This is a genomic window from Pseudomonas oryzae, from assembly GCF_900104805.1.
Lineage (GTDB): Bacteria > Pseudomonadota > Gammaproteobacteria > Pseudomonadales > Pseudomonadaceae > Geopseudomonas > Geopseudomonas oryzae.
Genome location: NZ_LT629751.1, coordinates 3,878,316 through 3,901,278 on the forward strand (window position 1 = coordinate 3,878,316; position 22,963 = coordinate 3,901,278).

General features: G+C 71.0%; 18 protein-coding genes. 14 read left to right on the forward strand and 4 right to left on the reverse strand.

Features of this window, described 5'->3' with window-relative positions; translation table 11 throughout:
• Positions 1-24: 24 nt before the first annotated feature.
• The 5 genes from BLT78_RS17615 (at position 25) to BLT78_RS17635 (ending at position 4,964) form a co-directional block, all read left to right on the forward strand.
• Positions 25-1,695, forward strand: coding sequence for a cation:proton antiporter (locus BLT78_RS17615; protein ID WP_090351016.1), 1,671 nt, complete (start codon positions 25-27; stop codon positions 1,693-1,695).
• Positions 1,692-2,573: a universal stress protein gene (locus tag BLT78_RS17620; protein ID WP_090351018.1), complete on the forward strand. Its 882-nt coding sequence runs from the start codon at positions 1,692-1,694 to the stop codon at positions 2,571-2,573. Before BLT78_RS17615 ends, BLT78_RS17620 begins: the two co-directional genes overlap by 4 nt.
• Before the next feature lie 105 nt (positions 2,574-2,678).
• Complete coding sequence (locus BLT78_RS17625) at positions 2,679-3,302, forward strand: CDP-alcohol phosphatidyltransferase family protein (protein WP_090351019.1); 624 nt, start codon at positions 2,679-2,681, stop codon at positions 3,300-3,302.
• A gap of 32 nt (positions 3,303-3,334) precedes the next feature.
• Complete coding sequence (locus tag BLT78_RS17630; RefSeq protein ID WP_090351021.1) at positions 3,335-4,030, forward strand: lysophospholipid acyltransferase family protein; 696 nt, start codon at positions 3,335-3,337, stop codon at positions 4,028-4,030.
• A gap of 1 nt (position 4,031) precedes the next feature.
• Positions 4,032-4,964, forward strand: coding sequence for a phosphatidate cytidylyltransferase (locus BLT78_RS17635; protein ID WP_090351023.1), 933 nt, complete (start codon positions 4,032-4,034; stop codon positions 4,962-4,964).
• 275 nt (positions 4,965-5,239) lie between these two features.
• Here the strand turns inward: BLT78_RS17635 and BLT78_RS17640 are convergent, their stop codons facing one another.
• Positions 5,240-6,250 carry a zinc-dependent alcohol dehydrogenase family protein gene (locus tag BLT78_RS17640; RefSeq protein ID WP_090351024.1) on the reverse strand — a complete coding sequence of 337 codons (1,011 nt, stop codon included), beginning with the start codon at positions 6,248-6,250 and terminating at the stop codon, positions 5,240-5,242.
• A 232-nt stretch (positions 6,251-6,482) separates the two neighbouring features.
• On the opposite strand from BLT78_RS17640, the gene BLT78_RS17645 reads away from it, so the two are divergent.
• Positions 6,483-6,701, forward strand: coding sequence for a YdcH family protein (locus tag BLT78_RS17645; RefSeq protein WP_090351025.1), 219 nt, complete (start codon positions 6,483-6,485; stop codon positions 6,699-6,701).
• Positions 6,702-6,788: 87 nt separating this feature from the next.
• Here BLT78_RS17645 and BLT78_RS17650 read toward each other — a convergent pair whose 3' ends face one another.
• On the reverse strand, positions 6,789-7,682 hold the full coding sequence (locus tag BLT78_RS17650) for a PA4780 family RIO1-like protein kinase (protein WP_090351027.1): 894 nt from the start codon (positions 7,680-7,682) through the stop codon (positions 6,789-6,791).
• Positions 7,683-7,773: 91 nt separating this feature from the next.
• Positions 7,774-8,604: an endonuclease gene (locus tag BLT78_RS17655; protein ID WP_090351029.1), complete on the reverse strand. Its 831-nt coding sequence runs from the start codon at positions 8,602-8,604 to the stop codon at positions 7,774-7,776.
• A gap of 158 nt (positions 8,605-8,762) precedes the next feature.
• Between BLT78_RS17655 and trhP the strand changes: the two genes are divergently transcribed.
• Positions 8,763-10,136 (forward strand): prephenate-dependent tRNA uridine(34) hydroxylase TrhP, encoded by a 1,374-nt coding sequence (gene trhP / locus BLT78_RS17660; protein ID WP_090351030.1) that lies wholly within the window; start codon positions 8,763-8,765, stop codon positions 10,134-10,136.
• Positions 10,137-10,311: 175 nt separating this feature from the next.
• On the opposite strand, the gene BLT78_RS17665 is transcribed toward trhP, so the two are convergent.
• A complete protein-coding gene (locus tag BLT78_RS17665) occupies positions 10,312-12,474 on the reverse strand; it encodes a putative bifunctional diguanylate cyclase/phosphodiesterase (protein WP_090351032.1) in 2,163 nt (720 codons plus the stop codon).
• Between the two features lie 118 nt (positions 12,475-12,592).
• On the opposite strand from BLT78_RS17665, the gene uvrD reads away from it, so the two are divergent.
• The 7 genes from uvrD (at position 12,593) to BLT78_RS17700 (ending at position 22,282) form a co-directional block, all read left to right on the forward strand.
• Positions 12,593-14,782, forward strand: coding sequence for a DNA helicase II (gene uvrD / locus BLT78_RS17670; RefSeq protein ID WP_090351034.1), 2,190 nt, complete (start codon positions 12,593-12,595; stop codon positions 14,780-14,782).
• A gap of 50 nt (positions 14,783-14,832) precedes the next feature.
• Entirely contained in the window at positions 14,833-15,936 is a 1,104-nt protein-coding gene (locus BLT78_RS17675) for a TRAP transporter substrate-binding protein (RefSeq protein ID WP_090351035.1), read from the forward strand.
• A 145-nt stretch (positions 15,937-16,081) separates the two neighbouring features.
• Entirely contained in the window at positions 16,082-16,954 is an 873-nt protein-coding gene (locus BLT78_RS17680) for a Tim44 domain-containing protein (RefSeq protein WP_090351037.1), read from the forward strand.
• A 156-nt stretch (positions 16,955-17,110) separates the two neighbouring features.
• A complete protein-coding gene (locus BLT78_RS17685) occupies positions 17,111-19,093 on the forward strand; it encodes a PhoX family protein (protein ID WP_090351038.1) in 1,983 nt (660 codons plus the stop codon).
• A 147-nt stretch (positions 19,094-19,240) separates the two neighbouring features.
• Positions 19,241-19,645 (forward strand): SMI1/KNR4 family protein, encoded by a 405-nt coding sequence (locus tag BLT78_RS17690; RefSeq protein ID WP_090351040.1) that lies wholly within the window; start codon positions 19,241-19,243, stop codon positions 19,643-19,645.
• 178 nt (positions 19,646-19,823) lie between these two features.
• Positions 19,824-21,470, forward strand: coding sequence for a SagB/ThcOx family dehydrogenase (locus tag BLT78_RS17695; RefSeq protein ID WP_090351041.1), 1,647 nt, complete (start codon positions 19,824-19,826; stop codon positions 21,468-21,470).
• Between the two features lie 20 nt (positions 21,471-21,490).
• On the forward strand, positions 21,491-22,282 hold the full coding sequence (locus BLT78_RS17700) for an ankyrin repeat domain-containing protein (RefSeq protein WP_090351043.1): 792 nt from the start codon (positions 21,491-21,493) through the stop codon (positions 22,280-22,282).
• Positions 22,283-22,963 lie beyond the last annotated feature (681 nt).

The window sequence follows — 22,963 nt, forward strand, 5'->3', positions numbered from 1 at the left end:
GCCCTGGCGGCAGGGAGCGAAGCGATGGAGCACAGCCTGATCCGCGAGCCCTACGCCGAGTTCGCCCTGCTGCTGCTGATCTCGGCGATCGCCGGCGGCATCGCCGTGCGCCTGCGCCAGCCGGTGCTGGTCGCCTACGTCGTGGTCGGCATCCTGGTCGGCCCGGCGGTGTTCGGCGTGGTCCGCGCCCACGACCAGATCGCCCTGCTCGCCGAGGTCGGCGTCACCGTGCTGCTGTTCGTGGTCGGCCTCAAGCTCGACCTGCACCACATCCGCCACATCGGCCCGGTGGCGCTGGCCACCGGCCTCGGCCAGCTGGCCTTCACCACCGTGTTCGGCTTCGTGCTCATCCTGCTGCTCGGCAAGGGCCCGCTGGAGGCGCTCTACGTCGCGGTGGCGCTGACCTTCTCGAGCACCATCATCGTGGTCAAGCTGCTCTCCGACAAGCGCGAGCTGGACGCGCTGCACGGGCGCATCGCGGTGGGCTTCCTGATCGTCCAGGACCTCGCCGTGGTGCTGGCGATGATGGCCATGAGCGCCCTGCGCGGCGCCGGCGAGGCGCAGCTGACCGAGGTCGCCGGCTCGCTGCTGCTGCGCCTGAGCGCCGCCGCGGCGCTGCTGTTCCTGTGCATGCGCTACCTGCTGCCGCCGCTGGTCGACACCATGGCGCGCTCCCTCGAGCTGCTGCTGGTGTTCGCCATCGCCTGGGGCACCGGCCTGGCCGCGCTCGGCGAGTGGGCGGGCTTCAGCAAGGAGGCCGGCGCCTTCCTCGCCGGCTTCTCGCTGGCCTCCACCCGCTACCGCGAGGCGATGAACGCGCGCCTCACCGGCATCCGCGACTTCCTGCTGCTGTTCTTCTTCGTCGACCTGGGCACCCGCCTGGATTTCTCCAGCCTCGGCGGCGAGCTGCTGCCGGCCGCGGTGCTGTCGCTGTTCGTGCTGGTCGGCAATCCGCTGATCGTCATGGCGATCATGGGCTACATGGGCTACCGGCGGCGTACCGGCTTCCTCGCCGGGCTGACCGTGGCGCAGATCAGCGAGTTCTCCATCGTCTTCGTCGCCATGGGCATCAGCCTCGGCCACGTCGGCGTCGAGGCGCTCGGCCTGACCACCCTGGTGGGGCTGGTCACCATCATGGTGTCGACCTACATGATCCTGTTCTCCCAGTCGCTCTACGAGCGTCTGGAACCCTGGCTGCAGCCGTTCGAGCGCAAGCGTCCGTTCCGCGAGCTGGAGGTCGAGCAGCCCGGCCGTGCGGTCGGCCAGCCGGCCATCGTGGTGTTCGGCCTCGGCCGCTACGGCGGCCGCCTGCTGCTGCAACTGCGCCATGCCGGCGTCGAGGTGCTCGGCGTCGACTACGATCCGGAGATCATTCGCCGGCTGAGTCGTCACCACCTGCCGGTACGCTACGGCGACGGCGAGGACCCCGAGTTCCTCGCCTCGCTGCCGTTGCGCCAGGCCGCCTGGGTGGTCACCACCTTCCCGCAGTGGGAGGCCAATCGCGCCTTCCTCGACGCCCTCGACCAGGCCGGCTTCCAGGGCCGGGTCGCCGGCGTGGTGCGCGACGAAGAGCATGGCGCGGCGCTCGACGCCGCCGGTGTGGCGCGCGTGCTCAATCCGTTCAGCGATGCCGCCGATTTCGCCGCCCGCAGCTTCGCGGCCGAACTCGCCGGCGACAAGGAGACCGTCAGATGACCCCGATCCGTACCATCCTCGCCGCTACCGATCTGTCCGTGCCCTCGCGCCACGCCGCCGAGCGCGCCGCGCTGATCGCCCGCGACTGCGCGGCCGCCCTGACCCTGCAGCACGTGGTGCATACCGGTGCGCTGGAGATGCTGCGCCAGCTGTTCGCCGCCGCGCCGGCCGACCTGCATCAGCGCCTGCTCGACGAGGCGCGCGAGGAGTTGCGCGCGCAGGCCGGCGAGCTGCACCTGCGCTTCGCCACCGCAGCCGAGCTGCACCTGTCGGCCGGCGCGGTGGTCGCCGAGATCGCTGCCCAGGCCGATGCCCTCGACGCCGGCCTGCTGGTGCTGGGCGCGCGCGGCGCCAGCCTGGTGCGCGACCTGACCATCGGTTCGACCACCGAGCGTGTGCTGCGCCAGACCGCCCGCCCGCTGCTGGTGGTGCGCCATGCCGTGCATCACGGCTACCGCCGCGTGCTGCTGCCGGTGGACTTCTCGCCGCGTTCGCTCCGGGCCATCCGCATGGCCATGAGCCTGGCGCCGCAGGCCGAGCTGGTCCTGCTGCACAGCTTCGAGGTGCCCTTCGAGGGCCGCCTGCGTCACGCCGGGGTCGGCGAGGACGAACTGGCCCTGCTGCGCGCCCGCGCCCAGCGCGAGGCCGGCGAGCAGATGGCCGAGCTGGTCGCCGCCGCCGGCCTCGAGCCGGACAGCGTGCGCAGCGTGCTGCTGCATGGCGAGGCCGGCGTGCACATCCTCGATCAGGAGCAGCTGCAGGGCTGCGAGCTGATCGCCATCGGCAAGCGCGGCCAGGGACCGGTCGAGGAGCTGCTGCTGGGCAGCGTGACCCGCCATGTGCTGACCCAGGCGCGCGGCGACGTGCTGGTGATCTGAGACGAGCGACGGCGCGCTGCTGCCGTGCCAGGCCATGGACGCCGCCCCGGCAGGCCGGCTATCTTGCGCCTACCCTCAAGGACGACCCCGGCGACGGAGCCCGCCATGCCCTCGATCTACCAGCTCAAGCCCCGCTTCCAGGCCCTGCTGCGCCCCACGGTGCAGCGCCTGCACGCCCGCGGCGTCACCGCCAACCAGGTGACCCTGGCCGCCGCCGGCGTCTCCGTGCTGCTCGGCACGCTGGTCGCCGCCTTCGCCGGCTACCTCTGGCTGTTCGCCCTGATCCCGCTGTGGATGCTGCTGCGCATGGCGCTCAACGCCATCGACGGCATGCTCGCCCGCGAGTTCGCCCAGCAGTCCACCCTCGGCGCCTATCTCAACGAACTGTGCGACGTGATCGCCGACAGCGCGCTGCTGCTGCCCTTCGCCGTGCTGCCAGAGGTGTCGACGCTGTGGGTGGTGCTGGTGACCCTGCTGGCGGTGTTCGTCGAGTACGCCGGGGTGATGGGCCCGCTGGTCGGTGCCGGGCGCCGCTACGACGGCCCCATGGGCAAGAGCGACCGCGCCTTCGTCTTCGGCGTGCTAGGCGCCGGCATCGCCACGGGGTTGCTGCAGCAGGCCTGGCTCGACGGCCTGTTCCTGCTGATCGCCCTGCTGCTGCTGTGGACCCTGGCCAACCGGGTGCACCAGGGCATCGCCGAGGCCGCGCGCCTGGCGCCGCCGGCCTGAACGCCGAATCCATCGCCGCAAGGAGCACGCCGATGAACGACACCCCGATCCCGCCGCCCGGCGAGGACCTGCCGCCACCCCCCCCAGCGCCGCGTCCGTCGAGCGGCCTCGCCCAGCGCCTGCTGGCGCGCGCGATCATCGGCTTCGCCCGCCTGCTCACCGGCGCGCGCAGCCTGTGGCGCGGCTGCCTGCCGGAGGCGCGCCAGCGCATCTACTTCGCCAACCACAGCAGCCACGCCGACTTCGTGCTGCTGTGGTCGTCGCTGCCGCCAGAACTGCGCGCGCGCACCCGCCCGGTGGCCGGCGCCGACTACTGGCTGCGCGACGCCGTGCGCCGCTTCCTGATCCACCGGGTATTCCACGGCGTGCTGGTCGACCGCGAGCGCCAGGGCGCGCAGCACAACCCGCTCGAGCCGCTGCTCGCCGCGCTGCACGCCGGCGACTCGCTGATCCTGTTTCCCGAGGGCACGCGCAACCTGACCGAGCAGCTGCTGCCGTTCAAGAGCGGCATCTACCGCCTGGCCCGGGCCTGCCCGCAGGTCGAACTGGTGCCGGTGTGGATCGCCAACCTCAACCGGGTGATGCCCAAGGGCCGCGTGCTGCCGCTGCCGCTGCTGTGCACGGTGACCTTCGGCGCCCCGCTGAGCCTCGCGGACGACGAGGGTAAGGAGGCCTTCCTCGCCCGTGCTCGCGACGCCCTGCTCGAACTGGCTGCGGAGGCCGACTGACATGGACCGTGACACCCTCGCCCTGTTCGCCGGCATCGGCGCCCTGCTGGCGCTGGCCTCGCTGATCGGCTTCGTCCTCAAGTGGCGCAGCCGCGGCGCCGCCAGCCCGGTGATCGACAACCTCAACGCGCGGATCAACGCCTGGTGGGTGATGGTCGCGGTGCTCGGCACGGCCTTCTGGCTCGGCCAGGGCGCGGTGATCGGCCTGTTCGCCGCCATCTCCTTCTGCGCCCTGCGCGAGTTCATCACCCTCGCGCCGACCCGTGGTGGCGACTACCCGGCGCTGGTGGCGGCCTTCTACCTGGTGCTGCCGGTGCAGTACCTGCTGATCGCCGCCGACTGGTACGGGCTGTTCTCGATCTTCATCCCGGTCTACGTGTTCCTCCTGCTGCCGATCCTCGCCTCGCTGGGCGGCGACACCACCGGCTTCCTCGAGCGCGCGGCCAAGGTGCAGTGGGGGATGATGATCGCGGTGTTCTGCATCTCCCACGTGCCGGCGCTGCTGACCCTCGACATCCCCGGCTTCGCGGGGCGCAACCTGCTGCTGATCGCCTGGCTGGTGCTGGTGGTGCAGCTTTCCGACGTGCTGCAGTACGTGTGCGGCAAGCTCTTCGGCAAGCGCAAGATCGCCCCGCGGCTGTCGCCGTCGAAGACCGTGGAAGGCTTCGCCGGCGGCGTGGCGCTGGCCAGCCTGGTCGGCGCCAGCCTGTTCTGGATCACCCCGTTCGGCTTCTGGCAGGCGCTGGGCATGGCCTTCGTCGTCACCCTGCTCGGCTTCTTCGGCGGCCTGGTGATGTCGGCGATCAAGCGCGACCGCGGGGTGAAGGACTGGGGCCACATGATCGAGGGTCACGGCGGCATGCTCGACCGGCTGGATTCGGTGTGCTTCGCCGCGCCGATCTTCTTCCATGTGCTGCGCTACGGCTGGACCTGAGCGGCGCCCCGTGGCCTGCGCACCATCCGGGCGCGGCGGGATTCGCGGTGCGCAGGGCGCACCCTACGGACGGTGCGGCGACGAGTGCCACGTGGGCCGGGCGCTGATGTAGGGTGCGCCGTGCGCACCACCCGGGCGCAACGGGATTCGCGGTGCACAGGGCGCACCCTGCGGACGGTGCGGCGACGAGTGCCACGTGGGCCGGGCGCTGATGTGGGGTGCGCCGTGCGCACCACTTGGGCGCACCCTAGGCTGGGCGTCCGTCGCCGATTGCCTCAGAACTCCAGGCAGATCTTGCCGAAGTGCTGGTTGCTTTCCTGGTAGCGGAACGCCGCGACGATCTCCTCGAGGGCGAAGCGGCGGTCGATCACCGGGCGCAGGCCGTTGGCGTCGATGGCGCGGATCATCGCCTGCTGCTGGGCGCGGCTGCCGACCAGCACGCCCTGCAGGCGCAGCTGCTTGAGCAGCGCCGGCACCAGCGGCAGCTCGCCGGCCACGCCGCTGAGGATGCCGATCACCGCGATGTGCCCGCCGACCCGCGCGGCGGCCATCGACTGCACCAGGGTCGCCGGGCCGCCGACCTCGATGACGTGGTCGACGCCGCGCCCGCCGCTCAGCTCGCGGGCGGTCTCGCCCCAGGCCGGATTCTCGCGGTAGTTGATCACATGGTCGGCGCCCATGGCCTTGAGGCGCTCGAGCTTGGAGGCGCTGGACGAGGTGGCGATCACCGTGGCGCCGGCCAGCTTGGCGAACTGCAGGGCGAAGATCGACACGCCGCCGGTGCCCTGCACCAGCACGCTGTCGCCGGCCTTCAGCCCACCGTCGACCATCAGCGCGCGCCAGGCGGTGAGGCCGGCGGTGGTCAGGGTGGCCGCCTCGGCATGGCTCCAGCCGCGCGGCGCGCGGGTGAAGGCGCTGGTGCGGGCGGTCACCACTTCGCGGGCGTAGCCGTCGACGCCGTCGCCCGGCACCGTGGCGAAGCCCTCGACCTGCGGCTCGCCGTCCAGCCAGTCGGGGAAGAAGGTGCTGACCACATGATCGCCGACGGCGAACTCGTCGACCCCTTCGCCCACCGCGATCACCTCGCCGGCGCCGTCGGCCATCGGGATGCGCGGCTCGCTCGGCCCCCACATGCCGCTGACCACGGCGAAGTCGTGGTAGTTGAGCGAGCTGGCGTGCAGGCGCACGCTGATCTCGCCCGGACCCGGGGCGGCCGCGCTGCTGCTGCCGACGCTGACCTGGTCGTAGCCGCCGCCCGGCTGGACGTAGATGGCCTTGCCTTGCATGGGGAATCTCCTTCGATGGCATGGTTGCGGAACTGACCGGTTGATCTGACCGGAGCCGGGGCGCGCTGTCCAGTCGCGCGGTGTGCCGGCGCCGCGAGGGCGGCATGATCCCGGTCAATACACGCGGCTACCGCGGTGCCAGTATGAAACCAAGATGCACGTCACGCTTTCCCGGTGCTGCGGCCATTTCGGCAGCCCGACCCTTCGCTGTAGCCATGAACCAGGAGTTTCCATGTTCCCCGAATATCGCGACCTGATCACCCGCCTGAAGACCGAAGATGCGCACTTCACCCGTCTGTTCGACGAACACAACGAGCTGGATCAGCGCATCAAGAACCTCGAGGCACGCATCGAGCTGGGCACCGATGCCGAGATCGAGACCCTGAAGAAGGAGAAGCTGAATCTCAAGGACCAGCTCTACGTGATCCTCAAGGACGCGGCCGTCGCCTGACGCGGGCGACCCGCCGTGCCGACACAGCCCGCCATCCGGCGGGCTGTGTGCTTTCCGGCCCCTGCAATCGCGCCGCTCTGCCGCGCCTCAGCCGCGCAGCCAGGGCGGCGTCGGCTCCTCGCGCTGTGCCGGCGCGTCCGCGGCCTCCAGCGCCGCCTTGCGCCGCGCCTCGTCGGCCAGCGCGGCCTGGATCTCGCGCAGCACCGCATCGAGATCGGCGGCTTCCTCCGGCTCGGCGAACTCGCCGGTCAGCACGGTGGTCGGGGTCAGCTTGCCGGCCTCGTACAGTGCCCACATCTCCTTGGCGTGCCTGCAGGCGAGCAGCTCGGGGGCGAAGTGGCCGAAGTAGGCGTTCATGTTGGCGACGTCGCGCTCGAGCATCTTGAACGCATGGTTGTTGCCGGCGGCGTCCACCGCCTGCGGCAGGTCGATGACCACCGGGCCGTCCGGGCCGAGCAGCACGTTGAACTCGGAGAGGTCGCCGTGCACCAGGCCGGCGCAGAGCATCAGCACCACCTGGCGGATCATGAAGGCATGGTATTCGCGCGCCTGCTCGGCGCTCAGCTCGACGTCGTTGAGGCGCGGCGCGGCATCGCCGTCGGCGCCGGCGACCAGCTCCATCAGCAGCACGCCATCGAGGAAGTCGTAGGGCTTGGGCACGCGCACGCCGGCGCCGTCCAGGCGGTAGAGCGCGGCCACCTCGGCGTTCTGCCAGGCTTCCTCCTGCTCGCGGCGGCCGTACTTGCTGCCCTTGGCCATGGCGCGGGCGTCGCGGCTGTTGCGCACCTTGCGGCCCTCCTGGTACTCGGCGGCCTGGCGGAAGCTGCGCTTGCTGGCCTCCTTGTAGACCTTGGCGCAACGCAGTTGGTCGCCGCAGCGCACCACGTACACGGCGGCCTCCTTGCCGCTCATCAGCGGACGCAGGACCTCGTCTATCAGGCCGTCCTCGACCAGGGGCAGAAGGCGTTTCGGGGTTTTCATCGGTTCGTGCGGTGCTCGTGGTGGCGCGGAAAATTCCAGCCCCCCTTATACGGCAATCCGCGGCCGGCGCGCAGCCCGGCCGGCCCTCCGTTCAGCGGCCGAGCACGGCGCCCAGCGCCGTGCGGGCCAGCGGTGCGGTGCCGGCGAGCGCGCTGCCGGCCAGCGCGCCGAGACGACCGAAGCCGCAGCGCCACAGCTCGACCTCGCCAACATACGGGTTGCCCCAGCCCATCTCGCAGGCGATCGCCTGGTTACGCCGGCGTTCCTCGTCGTCGGCCGGATACTGGCGGTGCCAGGCCTCGTAGAGCTGGCGATCCTGCTTCGACAGAAGCAGCCGGTAGCGCTCGTGCATATACAGGTAGGTGCGCGCGATGGCGCCACGGGTGTGTTCCGGCGGCATCGCCTTGCGCGCGCGGAAGTCGACCACCATCTGGCACTGGCCGTACTGGTGCGGCCGGGTCGGCAGCAGGGCGAAGGGGAAATTGCTGCGGTCGCCGTTGACCTCGCCGATCGCCGGCACCAGGTTGTGCAGGTCGGCTTCGGCGCGGGCGAACAGCGGATCGCTCTTGCTGCAGTGCTCGCGCCCGCCCCGCTGCCAGCACTGGCGCTGGTGGCCGATCACCCAGGCCGGCACCACGTGTTCCCACTCGATGCGCGCCGCGCGCTCGCGATTCTTGCGTGGGCGGTAGCCGCAGCTGGCCAGGTCGACGCGGTTGTCCTGGTAGGCGCAGCCGCAGTAGAAGGTCCGACCTTGCTCGCCGTGGATCTGCCGGGCGAGCTGCTTGGCTTCCGGGAAGCTGTCCGGCGCCTGCGGCGGGATCAGCAGGGTCGCCGCCAGCGCGGCCAGCAGGCCCAATGCCAGTCCGAGCAGGCGGCTGGCGGGTTTCTTTCTGGCCGATTTCCGTCTGGCCGGTTTGCGCATGACGAGCCTCGCTCCACTCTGTCGGGGGCGCGACTCTAGGCGGCGCGGCGCCCCGGGGCAAGGCCGCGCCCGTCGCGCGGCGGCCGGGCGGGCGCGCATTCGTGGCCAATCCACAGTAAAATGCTGCGTTTTTCGCCGCCCCTGCGAGTCGCCGCGCCATGACCACCGCCTTCCGCCCCGAACTGCTCTCCCCCGCCGGCACGCTGAAAAGCATGCGCTACGCCTTCGCCTACGGCGCCGACGCGGTGTACGCCGGGCAGCCGCGCTACAGCCTGCGGGTGCGCAACAACGAGTTCGACCACGCCAACCTCAAGCTGGGCATCGACGAGGCGCACGCGCAGGGCAAGAAGTTCTACGTGGTGGTCAACATCGCCCCGCACAACGCCAAGCTGAAGACCTTCATCAAGGATCTCGAGCCGGTGGTGGCGATGGGCCCGGACGCGCTGATCATGTCCGACCCGGGGCTGATCATGCTGGTGCGCGACCACTTCCCGCAGCAGGTCATCCACCTGTCGGTGCAGGCCAACGCGGTGAACTGGGCTTCGGTGGAGTTCTGGCGGCGCATCGGCGTCAGCCGCATCATCCTCTCGCGCGAGCTGTCGCTGGAGGAGATCGGCGAGATCCGCGAGCAGGTGCCGAGCATCGAGCTGGAGGTGTTCGTCCACGGCGCGCTGTGCATGGCCTACTCCGGGCGCTGCCTGCTGTCCGGCTACCTCAACCACCGCGACCCCAACCAGGGCACCTGCACCAACGCCTGCCGCTGGGAGTACAAGGTGCACGAGGGCAAGGAGGACGAGCTGGGCAACGTCGTCCACGTCCACGAGCCGATCCCGGTGATGCAGCTCGACCCCGCCGCCGTCGAGCCGACCCTGGGCGCTGGCGCCCCGACCGACCAGGTGATGCTGCTCGAGGAGAGCAACCGTCCCGGCGAGTACATGGAGGCGTTCGAGGACGAGCACGGCACCTACATCATGAACTCCAAGGACCTGCGCGCCGTGCAGCACGTCGAGCGGCTGACCCGGATGGGCGTGCACTCGCTGAAGATCGAGGGGCGCACCAAGAGCCACTACTACGTGGCGCGCACCGCCCAGGTCTACCGCAAGGCGATCGACGACGCGGTGGCCGGCCGGCCGTTCGACATGAGCCTGATGGACACCCTCGAATCGCTGGCCCACCGCGGCTACACCGAGGGCTTCCTGCGCCGCCACGTGCATGACGAGTACCAGAACTACCAGCACGGCTACTCGCTATCCGAGCGCCAGCAGTTCGTCGGCGAATTCAGCGGCGAGCGCAAGGACGGCCTGGCCGAGGTGGCGGTGAAGAATCGCTTCCAGGTCGGCGACCTGCTCGAGCTGATGACCCCGCAGGGCAACCTCAACTTCCGCCTCGAGCACCTGCTCAACAAGAAGGGCGAAGCGGTCGAGGTGGCGCCGGGCGACGGCCACACCGTCTACCTGCCGGTGCCGGAAGGCGTCGAGCTCAAGTACGCGCTGCTGATGCGCCACCTCGACGGCGGCAGCACCCGCGGCTGAGCGGCGTTTGCGCCGCCGTCGGCGTAGTTGGTCTACCGACACCGGCCCCGCTGGAGGGCAATCGCTGCGCGAGTTGCCCACCCTGCGTTCTCGCCCTCGCGCCTCAGCGCCGTAGGGTGGATGGCCACTCCGTAGAAAACCCGCGCAGCGGTTTTCTACCGGTCGCCGCGCTGTCTCAGGCGGGCACGCCGACCGCGTGGCCCTGCGCGCTCAGCAGCGCGGCGAATGCGGCGGCCTCCAGCGGCCGGCTGATCAGGTAACCCTGGATCTCGTCGCAGCCGTGGCGGCGCAGGAAGTCCAGCTGCGCCGGCTGCTCGACGCCCTCGGCGACCACTTCCAGACCCAGGCTGTGCGCCATGGCGATGATCGCGCGGGTGATCGCCGCGTCGCCGCACTCCTCGCTGCCGTCCAGCTCGCGGATGAAGGTCTGGTCGATCTTCACCACGTCCACCGGCAGGTGCTTGAGGTAGCCGAGCGAGGAGTAGCCGGTGCCGAAGTCGTCGATCGCCAGGCGCACGCCCAGCGCGCGCAGCTGGCGGAACTGCGCGGCGACGTCCTCGACGTTGTCCGACAGCTGGGTCTCGGTCAGCTCCAGCTCCAGCAGCGGCGCCGGCAGGCCGGTTTCCTCCAGCACCGCGGCGATGCGCGCGACGAAGTCGCTCTGGCGCAGCTGCTGCATGGAGATGTTCACCGACACGCGCAGCTCGGCCAGGCCGTCGCGCTGCCAGGCGCGCGCCTCGGCGCAGGCGCGGCGCAGCACGAAGTCGCCGATGGCATTGATCTGCCCGGTTTCCTCGGCCAGGGCGATGAAGCCGCCCGGGGTGACCAGGCCGTAGTCCGGATGGCGCCAGCGCACCAGCGCCTCGGCGCTGAGCAGGCGCTCGACGCCCAGGCTCAGGCGTGGCTGGTAGAACACCTCGAGCTGGCCGCGCACCAGCGCCTTGTCCAGCTGCGCCTCGAGTAGCAGGCGTTCGCGGCTGCCGCCCTGCAGACTGTCGCGGTAGAACTGCACGCTGTTGCCGCCGAGCTGCTTGGCGTGGCGCATGGCGATGCTCGCCTGGTTGAGCAGTGTGGCCGGATCGCCGGCGGCGCCGGACAGCAGGGCGATGCCCAGCGAGGCGCTGATCACCAGCTCCTGCTCGCCGACCACGATGCCTTCGCGCAGCAGGGCGAGCAGGTGGCGGGCCAGCGGCTCGAGGCCGTCGTCGCCCTCGCGCACCTCGAGGAGGATGGCGAACTCGTCGACGGCGATGCGCGCGATCAGCTCGGCCTGATGCAGGCAGCCCTCGATGCGTCGCGCCATCTCGCGCAGGATGCCGTCGGCGGCGGCCAGGCCGAGGCTGTCGTTGAGGCGCTTGAAGCGGTCGAGATCGAGGTGCAGCAGGGCCAGCTCCTGGCCCGGCCGCGGCGGGCACGCGGCCAGCGCCTCCAGGCGCTGCAGCAGCAGGCTGCGGTTGGCCAGCCCGGTCAGCGCGTCGTGGTTGGTCAGGTACAGGCGCTCGGCCTCCTCCTTGCGCCGCGCCAGTTCGCTGGCGGTCAGCGCGCGGGTGCGCTCGCTGACCCGCTCCTCCAGCGCCCGCTGCGCCGCGCGCAGCTGCGCCTCGACGCGCTGGCGCTGGCGCACCTCGCTGGCCAGCTCGAGGTTCATCTGCACGCTGGCGCGGCGCGCCTGCTCCTGGAACTCGAGCAGCGCCTGCTTCTGGAAGCGCTGCACCAGGTGGTGCTGCCAGTTGCGGTTGATCTGCCAGGCGCTGAGCAGCAGGGTGGGCAGCAGGATCAGGCCGAACACGCCCCAGCCCTGCAGCTGCGGATCGGCGTGGCGCAGCAGGTACAGGCTGGAGGGCAGCAGGCCGGGCAGGGCGAAGGCGAGGAAGGTGCGCGGGCTGGCGGCGTAGGACACGCTGGCGGAGATGATCGCCGCAGCCAGCAGGCCGTAGACCAGTGCCTGCTGGCGCGGCTCGGCCAGCGGCATGAGCAGCACGCCGATCACCGCCAGGGTCATCCCCGAGGCGGCGACGCCGAGCAGGAAGGTGTGGCGCCAGGCGGGCGCGGCCTGCTCGCCGGCGCTGGCGCGCTGGAAGGCCGCGGTCTGCCACAGGCGCAACAGCGCCAGCAGGGTCAGCCAGCCGAGCAGGGTGCCCAGCAGGGCGTGGTGGGCGTGGCTCCACAGCAGGCTGACGCAGCTCAGGCCGCTGAGCAGCATCAGCAGCGTGGGCAGACCCGAGCCGCGATAGAGCTGGCGGGTCAGCGCCGCCTCGATCTGCTGGCCGTACTCCCGGCGCACCGCGTCCGGCTCGAGGACCGGGGGCTTGACGTCGGGCGAGAAGAGAAAGGTCATGGGCGCCTGGGCCCCTGTCGGCTGTCCTGAGTGAGTGTCTGACCGCCTGCCTGGCAGTCCCCGTCGTGAAGCTGCGCAGAGTTTGCCCCGTCTTCGCGCCGGCCGCTAGAATGCCTCGATGCGCGAAGACCTATCCTTTCTGCTCAGTTCCCTCAACGATGCCCAGCGCCAGGCGGTGGCCGCGCCGCTCGGCCGCCAGCTGGTGCTGGCCGGCGCCGGCTCGGGCAAGACCCGCGTGCTGGTGCATCGCATCGCCTGGCTGATCGAGGTCGAGAATGCCGGTGCGCACTCGATCCTCGCCGTCACCTTCACCAACAAGACTGCCGCCGAGATGCGCGCGCGCATCGAGCAGCTGCTCGGGGTCAATCCGGCCGGCATGTGGGTGGGCACCTTCCACGGCCTGGCCCACCGCCTGCTGCGCGCCCACTGGCAGGAGGCGGGGCTGGCGGAGAACTTCCAGATCCTCGACTCCGACGACCAGCAGCGCCTGGTCAAGCGGGTGATCCGCGAGCTGGGCCTTGACGAGCAGCGCTGGCCGGCACGCCAGGCGCAGTGGTTCATCAACGGCCAGAAGGACGAAGGCATCCGCCCGGCGCACATCCAGCCAGCCGGCGACCTGTACCTGGCCACCATGCTCAACATCTACAGCGCCTACGAGGCGGCCTGCGCGCGCGCCGGGGTGGTCGACTTCGCCGAGCTGCTGCTGCGCTCGCTGGAGCTGTGGCGCGACAACCCGGGCCTGCTCGAACACTACCGCCAGCGCTTCCGGCACATCCTGGTCGACGAGTTCCAGGACACCAACGCCGTGCAGTACGCCTGGCTGCGCCACCTGGCGGCGCCTTCCGGCAGCGCCGGTAGCAGCCTGATGGTGGTCGGCGACGACGACCAGTCGATCTACGGCTGGCGCGGCGCGCGCATCGAGAACATCCAGCAGTTCAGCCGCGACTTCAGCGATGCCGAGACCATCCGCCTGGAGCAGAACTACCGCTCCACGGCGAGCATCCTCAAGGCCGCCAACGCGCTGATCGCCCACAACCAGGGGCGTCTCGGCAAGCAGCTGTGGACCGAGGGCGACGAGGGCGACCCGCTCAGCCTGTACGCCGCGTTCAACGAGCATGACGAGGCGCGCTTCATCGTCGAGCGCATCCAGGAGGCGGTGCGCAAGGACGGCCTCGAGCGCCGCGAGATCGCCATCCTCTACCGCTCCAACGCGCAGTCGCGGGTGCTCGAGGAAGCCCTGCTGCGCGAGAAGATCCCCTACCGGATCTACGGCGGCCAGCGCTTCTTCGAGCGCGCCGAGATCAAGAACGCCATGGCCTACCTGCGCCTGATCCGCCAGCGCGACGACGACGCGGCGCTGGAGCGGGTGCTCAACCTGCCGCCGCGCGGCATCGGCGAGAAGACCGTGGAGACCCTGCGCGAGGTGGCGCGCAGCCAGCAGCTGTCGCTGTGGCGCGCGCTGCACCAGGCGGTCGGCCAGAAGCTGCTGCCCGGCCGCGCCGCCGGCGCGCTGAACGCCTTCGTCGAGCTGATCGACGGCCTCGCCCTGCGCGTCGAGGCCATGCCGCTGCACCTGTTGACCCAGACGGTGATCGAGCAGACCGGACTGATCCCCTTCCATCTGGCCGAGAAGGGCGAGAAGGGCCAGACCCGCGTCGACAACCTCGAGGAGCTGGTCAGCGCCGCGCGCTCGTTCGAGAGCGCGGAAGACGAGCTGTCGCCGCTGGCCGCGTTCATCGACCACGCCGCCCTGGAGGCCGGCGACGCCCAGGCCGACGAGGGCGAGGACAGCGTGCAGCTGATGACCCTGCACAGCGCCAAGGGCCTGGAGTTCCCGCTGGTGTTCCTCGCCGGCATGGAGGAAGGCCTGTTCCCGCACAAGATGAGCCTGGAAGAGCCCGGCCGCCTCGAGGAGGAGCGCCGCCTCGCCTACGTCGGCCTGACCCGCGCCATGCAGCGCCTGGTGCTGACCTACGCCGAGACCCGCCGCCTGTACGGCAGCGAGACCTACAACAAGGTGTCGCGCTTCGTCCGCGAGATCCCGCCGGGGCTGATCCACGAGGTGCGCCTGGCCGGCAGCGTCAGCCGGCCCATGGCCGCGCCGCGCAGCGTGGCCAGCCCGTTCGCCGGGGCCGGCGTGCCGGACACCGTGTTCGCCCTCGGCCAGCGCGTGCGCCACGCGCTGTTCGGCGAGGGGGTGATCCTCAACTACGAGGGCAGCGGCGCGCAGGCGCGCGTGCAGGTCAATTTCGATGGCGAAGGCAGCAAGTGGCTGATGCTCTCCTACGCCAAGCTGGAAGCGCTCTAGAACAACAACACGCGGCCGCTGGCCGCCCCGTCGAGAATGGAGAAAACCCGATGAATCGTCGCCAACTGTTCGGCGCTGCCGCAGCGCTGCTGGCCGCCCTCGGCCTGGCCGGCTGCAAGGATGAACCCGCCGCGCAACAGAACGCCGCGCAACCGGCGGCCGCGCCGGCGCAGAGCTTCACCTGGAAGATGGTCACCTCCTGGCCGAAGAACTACCCGGGCCTGGGCACCGGCGCCGAGGGCTTCGCCCAGCGCGTCAACGCCATGAGCGGCGGCCGCCTGACCATCAAGGTCTACGCCGCCGGCGAACTGGTCCCGGCCCTGGAAGCCTTCGACGCGGTGTCCCAGGGCACCGCCGAGCTGGCGCACACCACCCCCTACTACTGGAAGGGCAAGACCCCGGCCGCGCAGTTCTTCACCGCCGTGCCGTTCGGCCTGTCGACCCAGGAGATGCACGCCTGGCTGAGCCACGGCGGCGGTCAGGCGCTGTGGGAGGAGGCCTATGCGCCGTTCGGCGTCAAGCCGCTGGCCGCCGGCAACTCCGGCATGCAGATGGGCGGCTGGTTCAACAAGGAGATCAACAGCCTGGAGGATCTCAAGGGCCTGAAGATCCGTACCCCGGGCCTCGGCGCCGAGGTCTACAACCGTCTCGGCGCGACCACCGTCAACCTGCCCGGCGGCGAGGTGTTCACCGCCATGCAGACCGGCGCCATCGACGCCACCGACTGGGTCAGCCCGTACAACGACCTGGCCTTCGGCATCCACAAGGCCGCCAAGTACTACTACTTCCCGGGCTGGCAGGAGCCGCAGGCGGTCATCGAGCTGCTGCTCAACAAGAAGGCCTGGGACAGCCTGCCGGCCGACCTCAAGGCGATCGTCGAGGAAGCCGCGCGCGGTTCGGTGCAGGTCATGCTCGAGGAGTACGCCTTCAACAACGCCAAGGCGCTGGCCGAGCTGAAGAACCAGGGCACCGAGCTCAAGCGCTTCCCCGACGAGGTGCTGGCCGCCATGCGCCACGAGTCCGAGCAGGTGCTCGACCAGCTGGCCAGCCAGAACGAGCTGAACGGTCGCATCTGGGCGTCGATGAAGGCCTTCCGCGAGCAGGCCGTGGAGATGAGCAAGGTCTCCGAGAAGCAACTGCACAACTGGCGCTGAGCCGGTTCGCGGCGCGCCGCTGTCCTCGCGGCAGCGGTGGCGCCCGCGCGGCATGCAACAGTCCGAAACACACTGCGGCTGGTCGTCGGCCCGCCCCTGGGCAAAGATGGCGCGCGTGAACCCCCCACACCGAGAGCACTCTCACATGCAACGAATCCTCAGCCTGGCGATGGCCCTGTGCCTCAGCCTGACGCTCAGCGTCGACGCCTTCGCTGCCAAGCGCTTCGGCGGCGGCAAGTCCTTCGGCTCCGCGCCGACGCATCAGACCCAGCAGCGCCAGACCCAGCAGGCCGCCCCGGCGCCGACCGCGCCGAGCGCCGGCGCCATGGCCGGTGCCGCCGCCAAGCCGAGCGGTGCCTCGCGCTGGCTCGGCCCGCTGGCCGGCATCGCCGCCGGTGGCCTGCTCGCCTCGATGTTCATGGGCGACGGCTTCGAGGGCTTCCAGTTCCTCGACTTCCTGATCCTCGGCCTGATCGCCTTCCTGGCCTTCCGCTTCTTCGCCCGTCGCAAGATGCAGGCCCAGACTCCGGCCTACGCCGGCATGGGCAACGCCCAGGCCTACCAGGCGCCGCAGCAGCCGGCCTACAGCCCGGCCGCCAATACCGTGTTCGGCGGCGCCGCGCAGCCGGCGCGCACCTTCCAGGCGCCGGCCTGGTTCGACGAGCAGCGCTTCCTGGCCGCCGCCCGCGAGCACTTCCTCAGCCTGCAGCAGCACTGGGACGGCAACGAGATGGACAAGATCGCCGAGTTCGTCACCCCGCAGCTGCTCGAATTCCTCAAGCAGGAGCGCGCCAGCCTGGGCGACGGCTTCCAGTCCACCTACATCGACCAGCTGCAGGTGCGCCTGGACGGCATCGAGCAGCAGGGCGGCAAGACCCTCGCCACCCTGACCTTCGACGCCGTGGCCAAGAGCTCGCGCTTCGACCAGGGCGAAGCCTTCAGCGAAAGCTGGGCCATGGAGCGCCTGGACGGCGACAACCAGCCCTGGCTGCTCGCCGGTATCCGCCAGAACGGCTGAGCCGCGCGGCGCTTACGAGAAAACCCGGGCTTGCCCGGGTTTTTTCATGTCTGTCGTCGGCCCGTGGCGCAGCGGCGTCCGACTGTCACCTTTCCGTCGTCTTGCCTCGCTACGGTCAGGCTTGCGTCGCCAGTCCCATGACCGAGGAACCGAACCGTGAGCCGCGAATCCGACCACGCCGTGCTGTTTGGCAACGGCGATGAACTGCCCAGCAACCCCTCCGCCAATCCGCACCTCGGCGAGCTGATCGACCAGCGCCGCCGCCAGCTGCTCGCCGGCGGCGCCGCCCTCGGCCTGCTCGGCTTCCTCGGCGTCAGCCCCTGGGCAGCCGCGGCCCAGCCGGCCGGTGCGCCGCCGTTCGCCCGGCGTCACGGCCTGGCGTTCGACGCCGTGGCGGTGACCCGCGCCGACAGGGTCACGGTGCCGGCCGGTTATCGCGCCACCCCGCTGATTCCCTGGGGCACGCCGATCACCGGCAGCTACCCGGCGTTCCGCGCCGACGCCGGCAACAGTGCCGCCGAGCAGGCGGAGCAGACCGGCATGCACCACGACGGCATGCACTTCTTCCCCATCGACGGTCAGGGCGGTGGCGGCCAGCGCTCCGACCACGGCCTGCTGGTGGTCAACCACGAATACATCGATGCCCCGCTGCTGCACCCCGACGGCCCGACCGTGGTCGACGGCCGGCGCACCAGCGCCGAGGAAGTGCGCAAGGAGATCAACGCCCACGGCGTGTCGGTGGTGGAAATCCGCCGCGATGCCGGCGGCGACTGGCAGGTGGTGCCCGGCCCGCGCAACCGCCGCATCACCGCCGCCACGCCGATGCAGATCACCGGCCCGGCGCGCGGCCATGCCCTGCTGGCGACCGCCTGGAGCCCGGACGGCACCGCCACCCGCGGCACCCAGAACAACTGCGCCAATGGCTTCACCCCCTGGGGTACCTACCTGACCTGCGAGGAGAACTGGGCCGGCTACTTCGCCAGCCGCGACGCCGCCAAGCCGCGCGAGCTGAGCCGCTACGGGGTGGCGAGCAGCAGCCGCTACGGCTGGGAAACCCTCGAGGGCGACGAGTTCCGCCGCTTCGACGCCAGCCGCACGGCCGGCGACGCCAGCGGTGACTACCGCAACGAGCCGAACCACTTCGGCTGGATCGTCGAGATCGACCCCTTCGACCCCGAGTCGGTGCCGGTCAAGCACACCGCCCTCGGCCGCTTCGCCCACGAGGGGCTGATCTTCGCCAATCCGCAGCCGGGCAGGCCGCTGGTCTGCTATTCCGGCGACGATTCGCGTGGCGAGTACATCTACAAGTACGTCAGCCGCGACAGGTACGCCCCCGGCCGCGCCGACGGCCGCCTGCTCGACGAGGGCACCCTGTACGTCGCGCGCTTCAACGCCGACGGCAGCGGCGCCTGGCTGGCGCTGGACATCGAGGATGCGGAGTTCCGCGTCGCCTGCGCCGCCGCCGGGGTGAGCTTCGCCGACCAGGGCGATGTGCTGATCAACACCCGCAGCGCCGCCGACGCGGTCGGCGCCACCAGGATGGACCGTCCGGAGTGGGGCGCGGTGCACCCGCAGAGCAACGAGGTGTACTTCACCCTGACCAACAACACCAACCGGACCGCGGCCGACGCCGCCAACCCGCGGATCAACAACGCCTACGGCCACATCGTGCGCTGGCGCGAGGACCAGGCCGACAACGCCGGCCGCCGCTTCGCCTGGGACATCTTCCTGCTCGCCGGCCCGCAGGGCGACAGCCAGGGCCCGGACGGCCAGGCGCTGGACGCCGACAACATCCTCGCCAGCCCGGACGGCCTGTGGTTCGACCCGCAGGGCCGCCTGTGGATCCAGACCGACATGAGCGGCAGCCAGCTGAGCAGCGGGCCGTTCGGCAACAACCAGATGCTGGTGGCCGACCCGGCCAGCGGCGAGGTCAAGCGCTTCCTGGTCGGCCCGCTGGGCGCCGAGGTGACCGGCATCGCCGCCACCCCGGACATGCGCACCCTGTTCGTCAACATCCAGCATCCGGGCGAAGGCTCGACCGCGACCAACCTGCTCAGCAGCTGGCCGGACGGCCCGGGACGGCGGCCGCGTTCGGCCACCGTGGCGATCCGCCGCGAGGACGGCCAGCGCCTGCTGTGACGCGCGCGGGGCGCCGAGCAGCCACGGCCGGGGCGGCCCGCCGCGGGCTTCGCGCCCGGCCACTTGTGCCCACGGCAGGCGCAGGGTAAAAGGCGCGCAGCGCTCGGCTACCCTCAAGCCGACCATCGCCTTGCCTGGAGAGCCACCGTGGAAGACATCATCGACAAGCTGCACGAACTCAACGAGCCGGTACCGGTGCCGCTGGAGCTGCCGGACGAGGACACCCTGGTGGAGATCCAGGAGCAGATCCTCATCCACCTGCCGTTCGAGCTGCGCGAGTACCTGCTCAAGGCCAGCGACGTGGTCTACGGCCAGCTCGAGCCGGTTACCGCCAGCGACCCGCAGTCGCACACCTACCTGCCGGACGTCGCCGCGCGCGCCTGGGACGAGGGCCTGCCGCGCTACCTGGTGCCGCTGTGCGAGGACCGCGGTCGCTACTACGCGGTCGATCCGGAGGGCCAGGTGCTGCTGTGGGACGGCGAGATCGACGAGGAGCAGAGCTGGGACTCGGTGTGGCAGTGGGTCGAGGAGGTCTGGCTGGAAGGCGCCTGAAGCCGGCAGGCGGGCGTCGCGCCGCCCGCCACTGTCGCCCGCCGCCCTGTCGCAAAGCCGACAAGGCCCGCGTCCCGCTCGCCGCCGCCGCCCACGCAGCCCTTGCCAGCCGTGGCCCTGGCGGTGTGGTATCGCTCTTGCAGTGACCTTTCCCAGGCCTCCAGGAGCGTGCCGAGCCATGCCGACCCAGCCCCCGTCCGCCACCACCGCCATGCAGGTGGTGCGCGACTACCACCAGCGCACCAAGCACCGCCTGACCGGTTATGCGCGCGGCCCCGGCAGCCTCGACTGGGACGCCCAGCCGGCACCGTTCCGCCATTTCGACGGCGCCGCGCAGCTCGCCTTGCCGCGTCTGGCCGCGCTGGACCCGGGCAGCGCCCTGCACGCGGCGCTGACCCGGCCGTTCGCAGCGCTGGCGAGCCAGGCGCCGCTGCCGGCCGATCTGGCCAGCCTCGGCGCCCTGCTGCAGCTGTCGCTCGGCCTCACCGCCTGGAAGAGCTACGGCCCGGACCGCTGGGCGCTGCGCGCCAACCCCTCCAGCGGCAACCTGCATCCCGCCGAGGCCTACCTGCTGGTCGGCGGCATCGACGGGCTGGCCGACGGTCTCTACCACTACCGTCCGGAGAATCATGCGCTGGAGCTGCGGGCCGCCCATCCCGCCGGCTGCGGCGGCCCGCGCCTGGCCGTGCTGCTGACCTCGGTGATCTGGCGCGAGGCCTGGAAGTACGGCGAGCGTGCCTTCCGCTACTGTCAGCTGGACTGCGGCCACGCCGCCGGCGCCCTGCGCTACGCCGCTGCCGCCCTCGGCTGGACGCTCGCCGAGCAGGCGCAGGTCGGCAGCGCCTGCCTGGCGCGGCTGGCCGGCAGCGACCGCCTGGCCGAGTTCCCCGCCGTCCGCCGCGCCGAGACGGAGCTCGAGGAGGCGGAGATCCTCCTCGCCGTCGGCCTGGACGGCGCGCCGCCGACACCGTGGGTCGCCACCGAGCTGCGTGCGCTGGCCGATGCCGCGCAGTGGCACGGCGTCGCCTCGCCGATCGACCGTCAGCCGATGTACGCCTGGCCGGTGCTCGCCGTGGTGGCCGAGGCCAGCCGCCGTGTGGACGGCGAGCCGCCAGCCCTCGCCGCACGGCCGGCGCCGCGCCCGCGCGCGCCCGGCGAGGCGCCCCAGGCGCTGCGGACGCTGATCGACGGCCGGCGCAGCGCACAGCGCTTCGATCCGCGCCACACGATGAGCCTCGCCCAGTTCGCCGCCATCCTCGCCCGCCTGCAGCCCGCCGGCCTGCCCTGGGATGTGCTCGCCGCCCCGTCGCGCGTCGCCCTGCTGCTGTTCGTCCACCGCGTCGACGGCCTGGTACCCGGCCTCTACCTGCTGCCGCGCAGCGCGGCGCAACTGGACGCCCTGCGCCCGCTGCTGGCCGGGCGCTTCCGTCTCGGGCCGATCCCCGGCGTCGACGCGCTGCTGCAGCTCACCGCCGTCGAGCCGGCGGCGCTGGCGCGCATCGCCCGCGCCCTGCATTGCCACCAGGAGCTGGCCTCCAGCGCCTGCTTCGCCGTCGGCATGCTCGGCGAGTTCGACGCCGCCCTGGCGGAGGGCCCGCACGCCTACCGCGCGCTGCATCGCGAGTGCGGCCTGCTCGGCCAGGTGCTCTACCTCGAGGCCGAAGTCCACGGCCTGCGTGGCACCGGCATCGGCTGTTTCTTCGACGACCCGGTGCACGAGCTGTTCGGCCTGTCCGGTACGGCCTGGCAGAGCCTCTACCACTTCACCGTCGGCCGGGCGCTGGACGATGCGCGCATCGAGTCCGCCCCGGCCTACCCCGACTGACCCGCCTGCGGAGACGCCCCATGGCCCTCGCCCCCCGCGTTCCCTTCCAATGCCTGTCCGCGGCCGAGGCCGCGGCGCTGGTCCGCGCCGAGCCGGACCTCGTCCTGTTCGACGTGCGCGACCGGCACAGCTACCAGCAGGAACATCTCGACGGCGCCATGCACCTGACCGAGGACCGCGTGCCGCTGTGGGTCGCTCGCCTGGAGAAGAGCGCGGCGCTGCTGGTCTACTGCTACCACGGCAACGCCAGCAAGACCTTCGCGCAGATGTTCAGCGACTTCCGCTTCGCCCGCGTGTACAGCGTCGACGGCGGCTACCGGCCGCTGGCCAGCGCCCTGGCCGCGCCCGCCGAGGAGGCGCCGAGCGACAGCCCGAGCGCGGTGCTGGCCGGCTTTCTCGCCGACTGGGGCTACCCGGCCGGCGGGCTCGACACCCGCGGCGCACATGGCCTGACCCCGCTGATGCGCGCCGCCCTGCTCGGCCGCCGCGAGATCGTCCAGGAGCTGCTGGCTCTCGGCGCCGACCTGCAGGCGCGCAACGACGACGGCAACACCGCACTGTGGCTGGCCTGCGTGTCGCGCGACGCCGGCCTGGTGCAGGACCTGATCGAGGCCGGCAGCGAGCTGGACAGCCGCAACGACGCCGGCGCCACCGCGCTGATGTACACCGCCTCCAGCGATCGCGCCGAGCTGCTCGCGCTGCTGCTTGCCGCCGGCGCCGACCCGCAGCTGCGCAACTGCGACGACCTGCGCGCGGTGGAGCTGGCTGCTTCGCGGGATTGCCTCAGGCTACTGCGGCATACGGCGACATGAGTCGGCTGGGAATGCGTTGGGGACGGCGGCAGGATGGGCGTCCGGGGCGGGGAGCGCCTGGCGGCGCCACAAAGCACAAGGGGGAGCCATTGGCTCCCCCTGCAGTCGGTCGTGCTTTGTTCTTCTTGTGTACAGGCTTGTTGTTGTTGTCGGTTGCCTGCCGGACGTCATGGTCCTGTGCTGGTCCCAAGCCGGGACTCAAGAACAAGCGGATTCCTTTGGACGCTGATATTGCCGCCACCCTTACGGGTCTGACCGGTGCTGGCCGCTGCCTCGGGGCAGTTTTATCGTTCTCGGGCCGGTCGGGGGAGAACCCAGTCGGGCAACTCCTCTCCAAAAGAATCAGTTTGTTGCGCCTCCACCCTGTTGTTCTTGTTGTGTTGGAGTCGTTACGTCTTGTTTTTGTTGTGTTGGTTCAGCGTTGTTGTTTTTGTTGTGGCGCAGATAAAGCAGATCCTGTGCCAACTTTTTAAAACCCTTTTAAATCAAGCAGTTAGCTTGTTTTAGAGGATACCTGTAGTGCCGATCAGGGGCTGCTACGTTACCGAGCTGCCCAGCTGGCGTTACGCCATGGCCGGCGTGGTAACACCGCGCCGCCGCCGCGCGGACCGACGCGCCGTCTCGTCGGGGACCCCATGGCCCATCCTCTGCCTGCCGATCGTCGCGCGGCCCCGCTCCTGG

Bases quoted from the DNA above. Each gene is read 5' to 3' on its own strand.
- BLT78_RS17700 (WP_090351043.1), top strand. From the start codon at position 21,491: ATGGCCCTCGCCCCCCGCGTTCCCTTCCAATGCCTGTCCGCGGCCGAG.
- BLT78_RS17640 (WP_090351024.1), bottom strand. From the start codon at position 6,250: ATGCAAGGCAAGGCCATCTACGTCCAGCCGGGCGGCGGCTACGACCAG.
- BLT78_RS17675 (WP_090351035.1), top strand. From the start codon at position 14,833: ATGAATCGTCGCCAACTGTTCGGCGCTGCCGCAGCGCTGCTGGCCGCC.
- BLT78_RS17665 (WP_090351032.1), bottom strand. From the start codon at position 12,474: ATGACCTTTCTCTTCTCGCCCGACGTCAAGCCCCCGGTCCTCGAGCCG.
- BLT78_RS17680 (WP_090351037.1), top strand. From the start codon at position 16,082: ATGCAACGAATCCTCAGCCTGGCGATGGCCCTGTGCCTCAGCCTGACG.
- BLT78_RS17625 (WP_090351019.1), top strand. From the start codon at position 2,679: ATGCCCTCGATCTACCAGCTCAAGCCCCGCTTCCAGGCCCTGCTGCGC.
- BLT78_RS17655 (WP_090351029.1), bottom strand. From the start codon at position 8,604: ATGCGCAAACCGGCCAGACGGAAATCGGCCAGAAAGAAACCCGCCAGC.
- trhP (WP_090351030.1), top strand. From the start codon at position 8,763: ATGACCACCGCCTTCCGCCCCGAACTGCTCTCCCCCGCCGGCACGCTG.
- BLT78_RS17695 (WP_090351041.1), top strand. From the start codon at position 19,824: ATGCCGACCCAGCCCCCGTCCGCCACCACCGCCATGCAGGTGGTGCGC.
- uvrD (WP_090351034.1), top strand. From the start codon at position 12,593: ATGCGCGAAGACCTATCCTTTCTGCTCAGTTCCCTCAACGATGCCCAG.
- BLT78_RS17630 (WP_090351021.1), top strand. From the start codon at position 3,335: ATGAACGACACCCCGATCCCGCCGCCCGGCGAGGACCTGCCGCCACCC.
- BLT78_RS17650 (WP_090351027.1), bottom strand. From the start codon at position 7,682: ATGAAAACCCCGAAACGCCTTCTGCCCCTGGTCGAGGACGGCCTGATA.
- BLT78_RS17615 (WP_090351016.1), top strand. From the start codon at position 25: ATGGAGCACAGCCTGATCCGCGAGCCCTACGCCGAGTTCGCCCTGCTG.
- BLT78_RS17635 (WP_090351023.1), top strand. From the start codon at position 4,032: ATGGACCGTGACACCCTCGCCCTGTTCGCCGGCATCGGCGCCCTGCTG.
- BLT78_RS17645 (WP_090351025.1), top strand. From the start codon at position 6,483: ATGTTCCCCGAATATCGCGACCTGATCACCCGCCTGAAGACCGAAGAT.
- BLT78_RS17620 (WP_090351018.1), top strand. From the start codon at position 1,692: ATGACCCCGATCCGTACCATCCTCGCCGCTACCGATCTGTCCGTGCCC.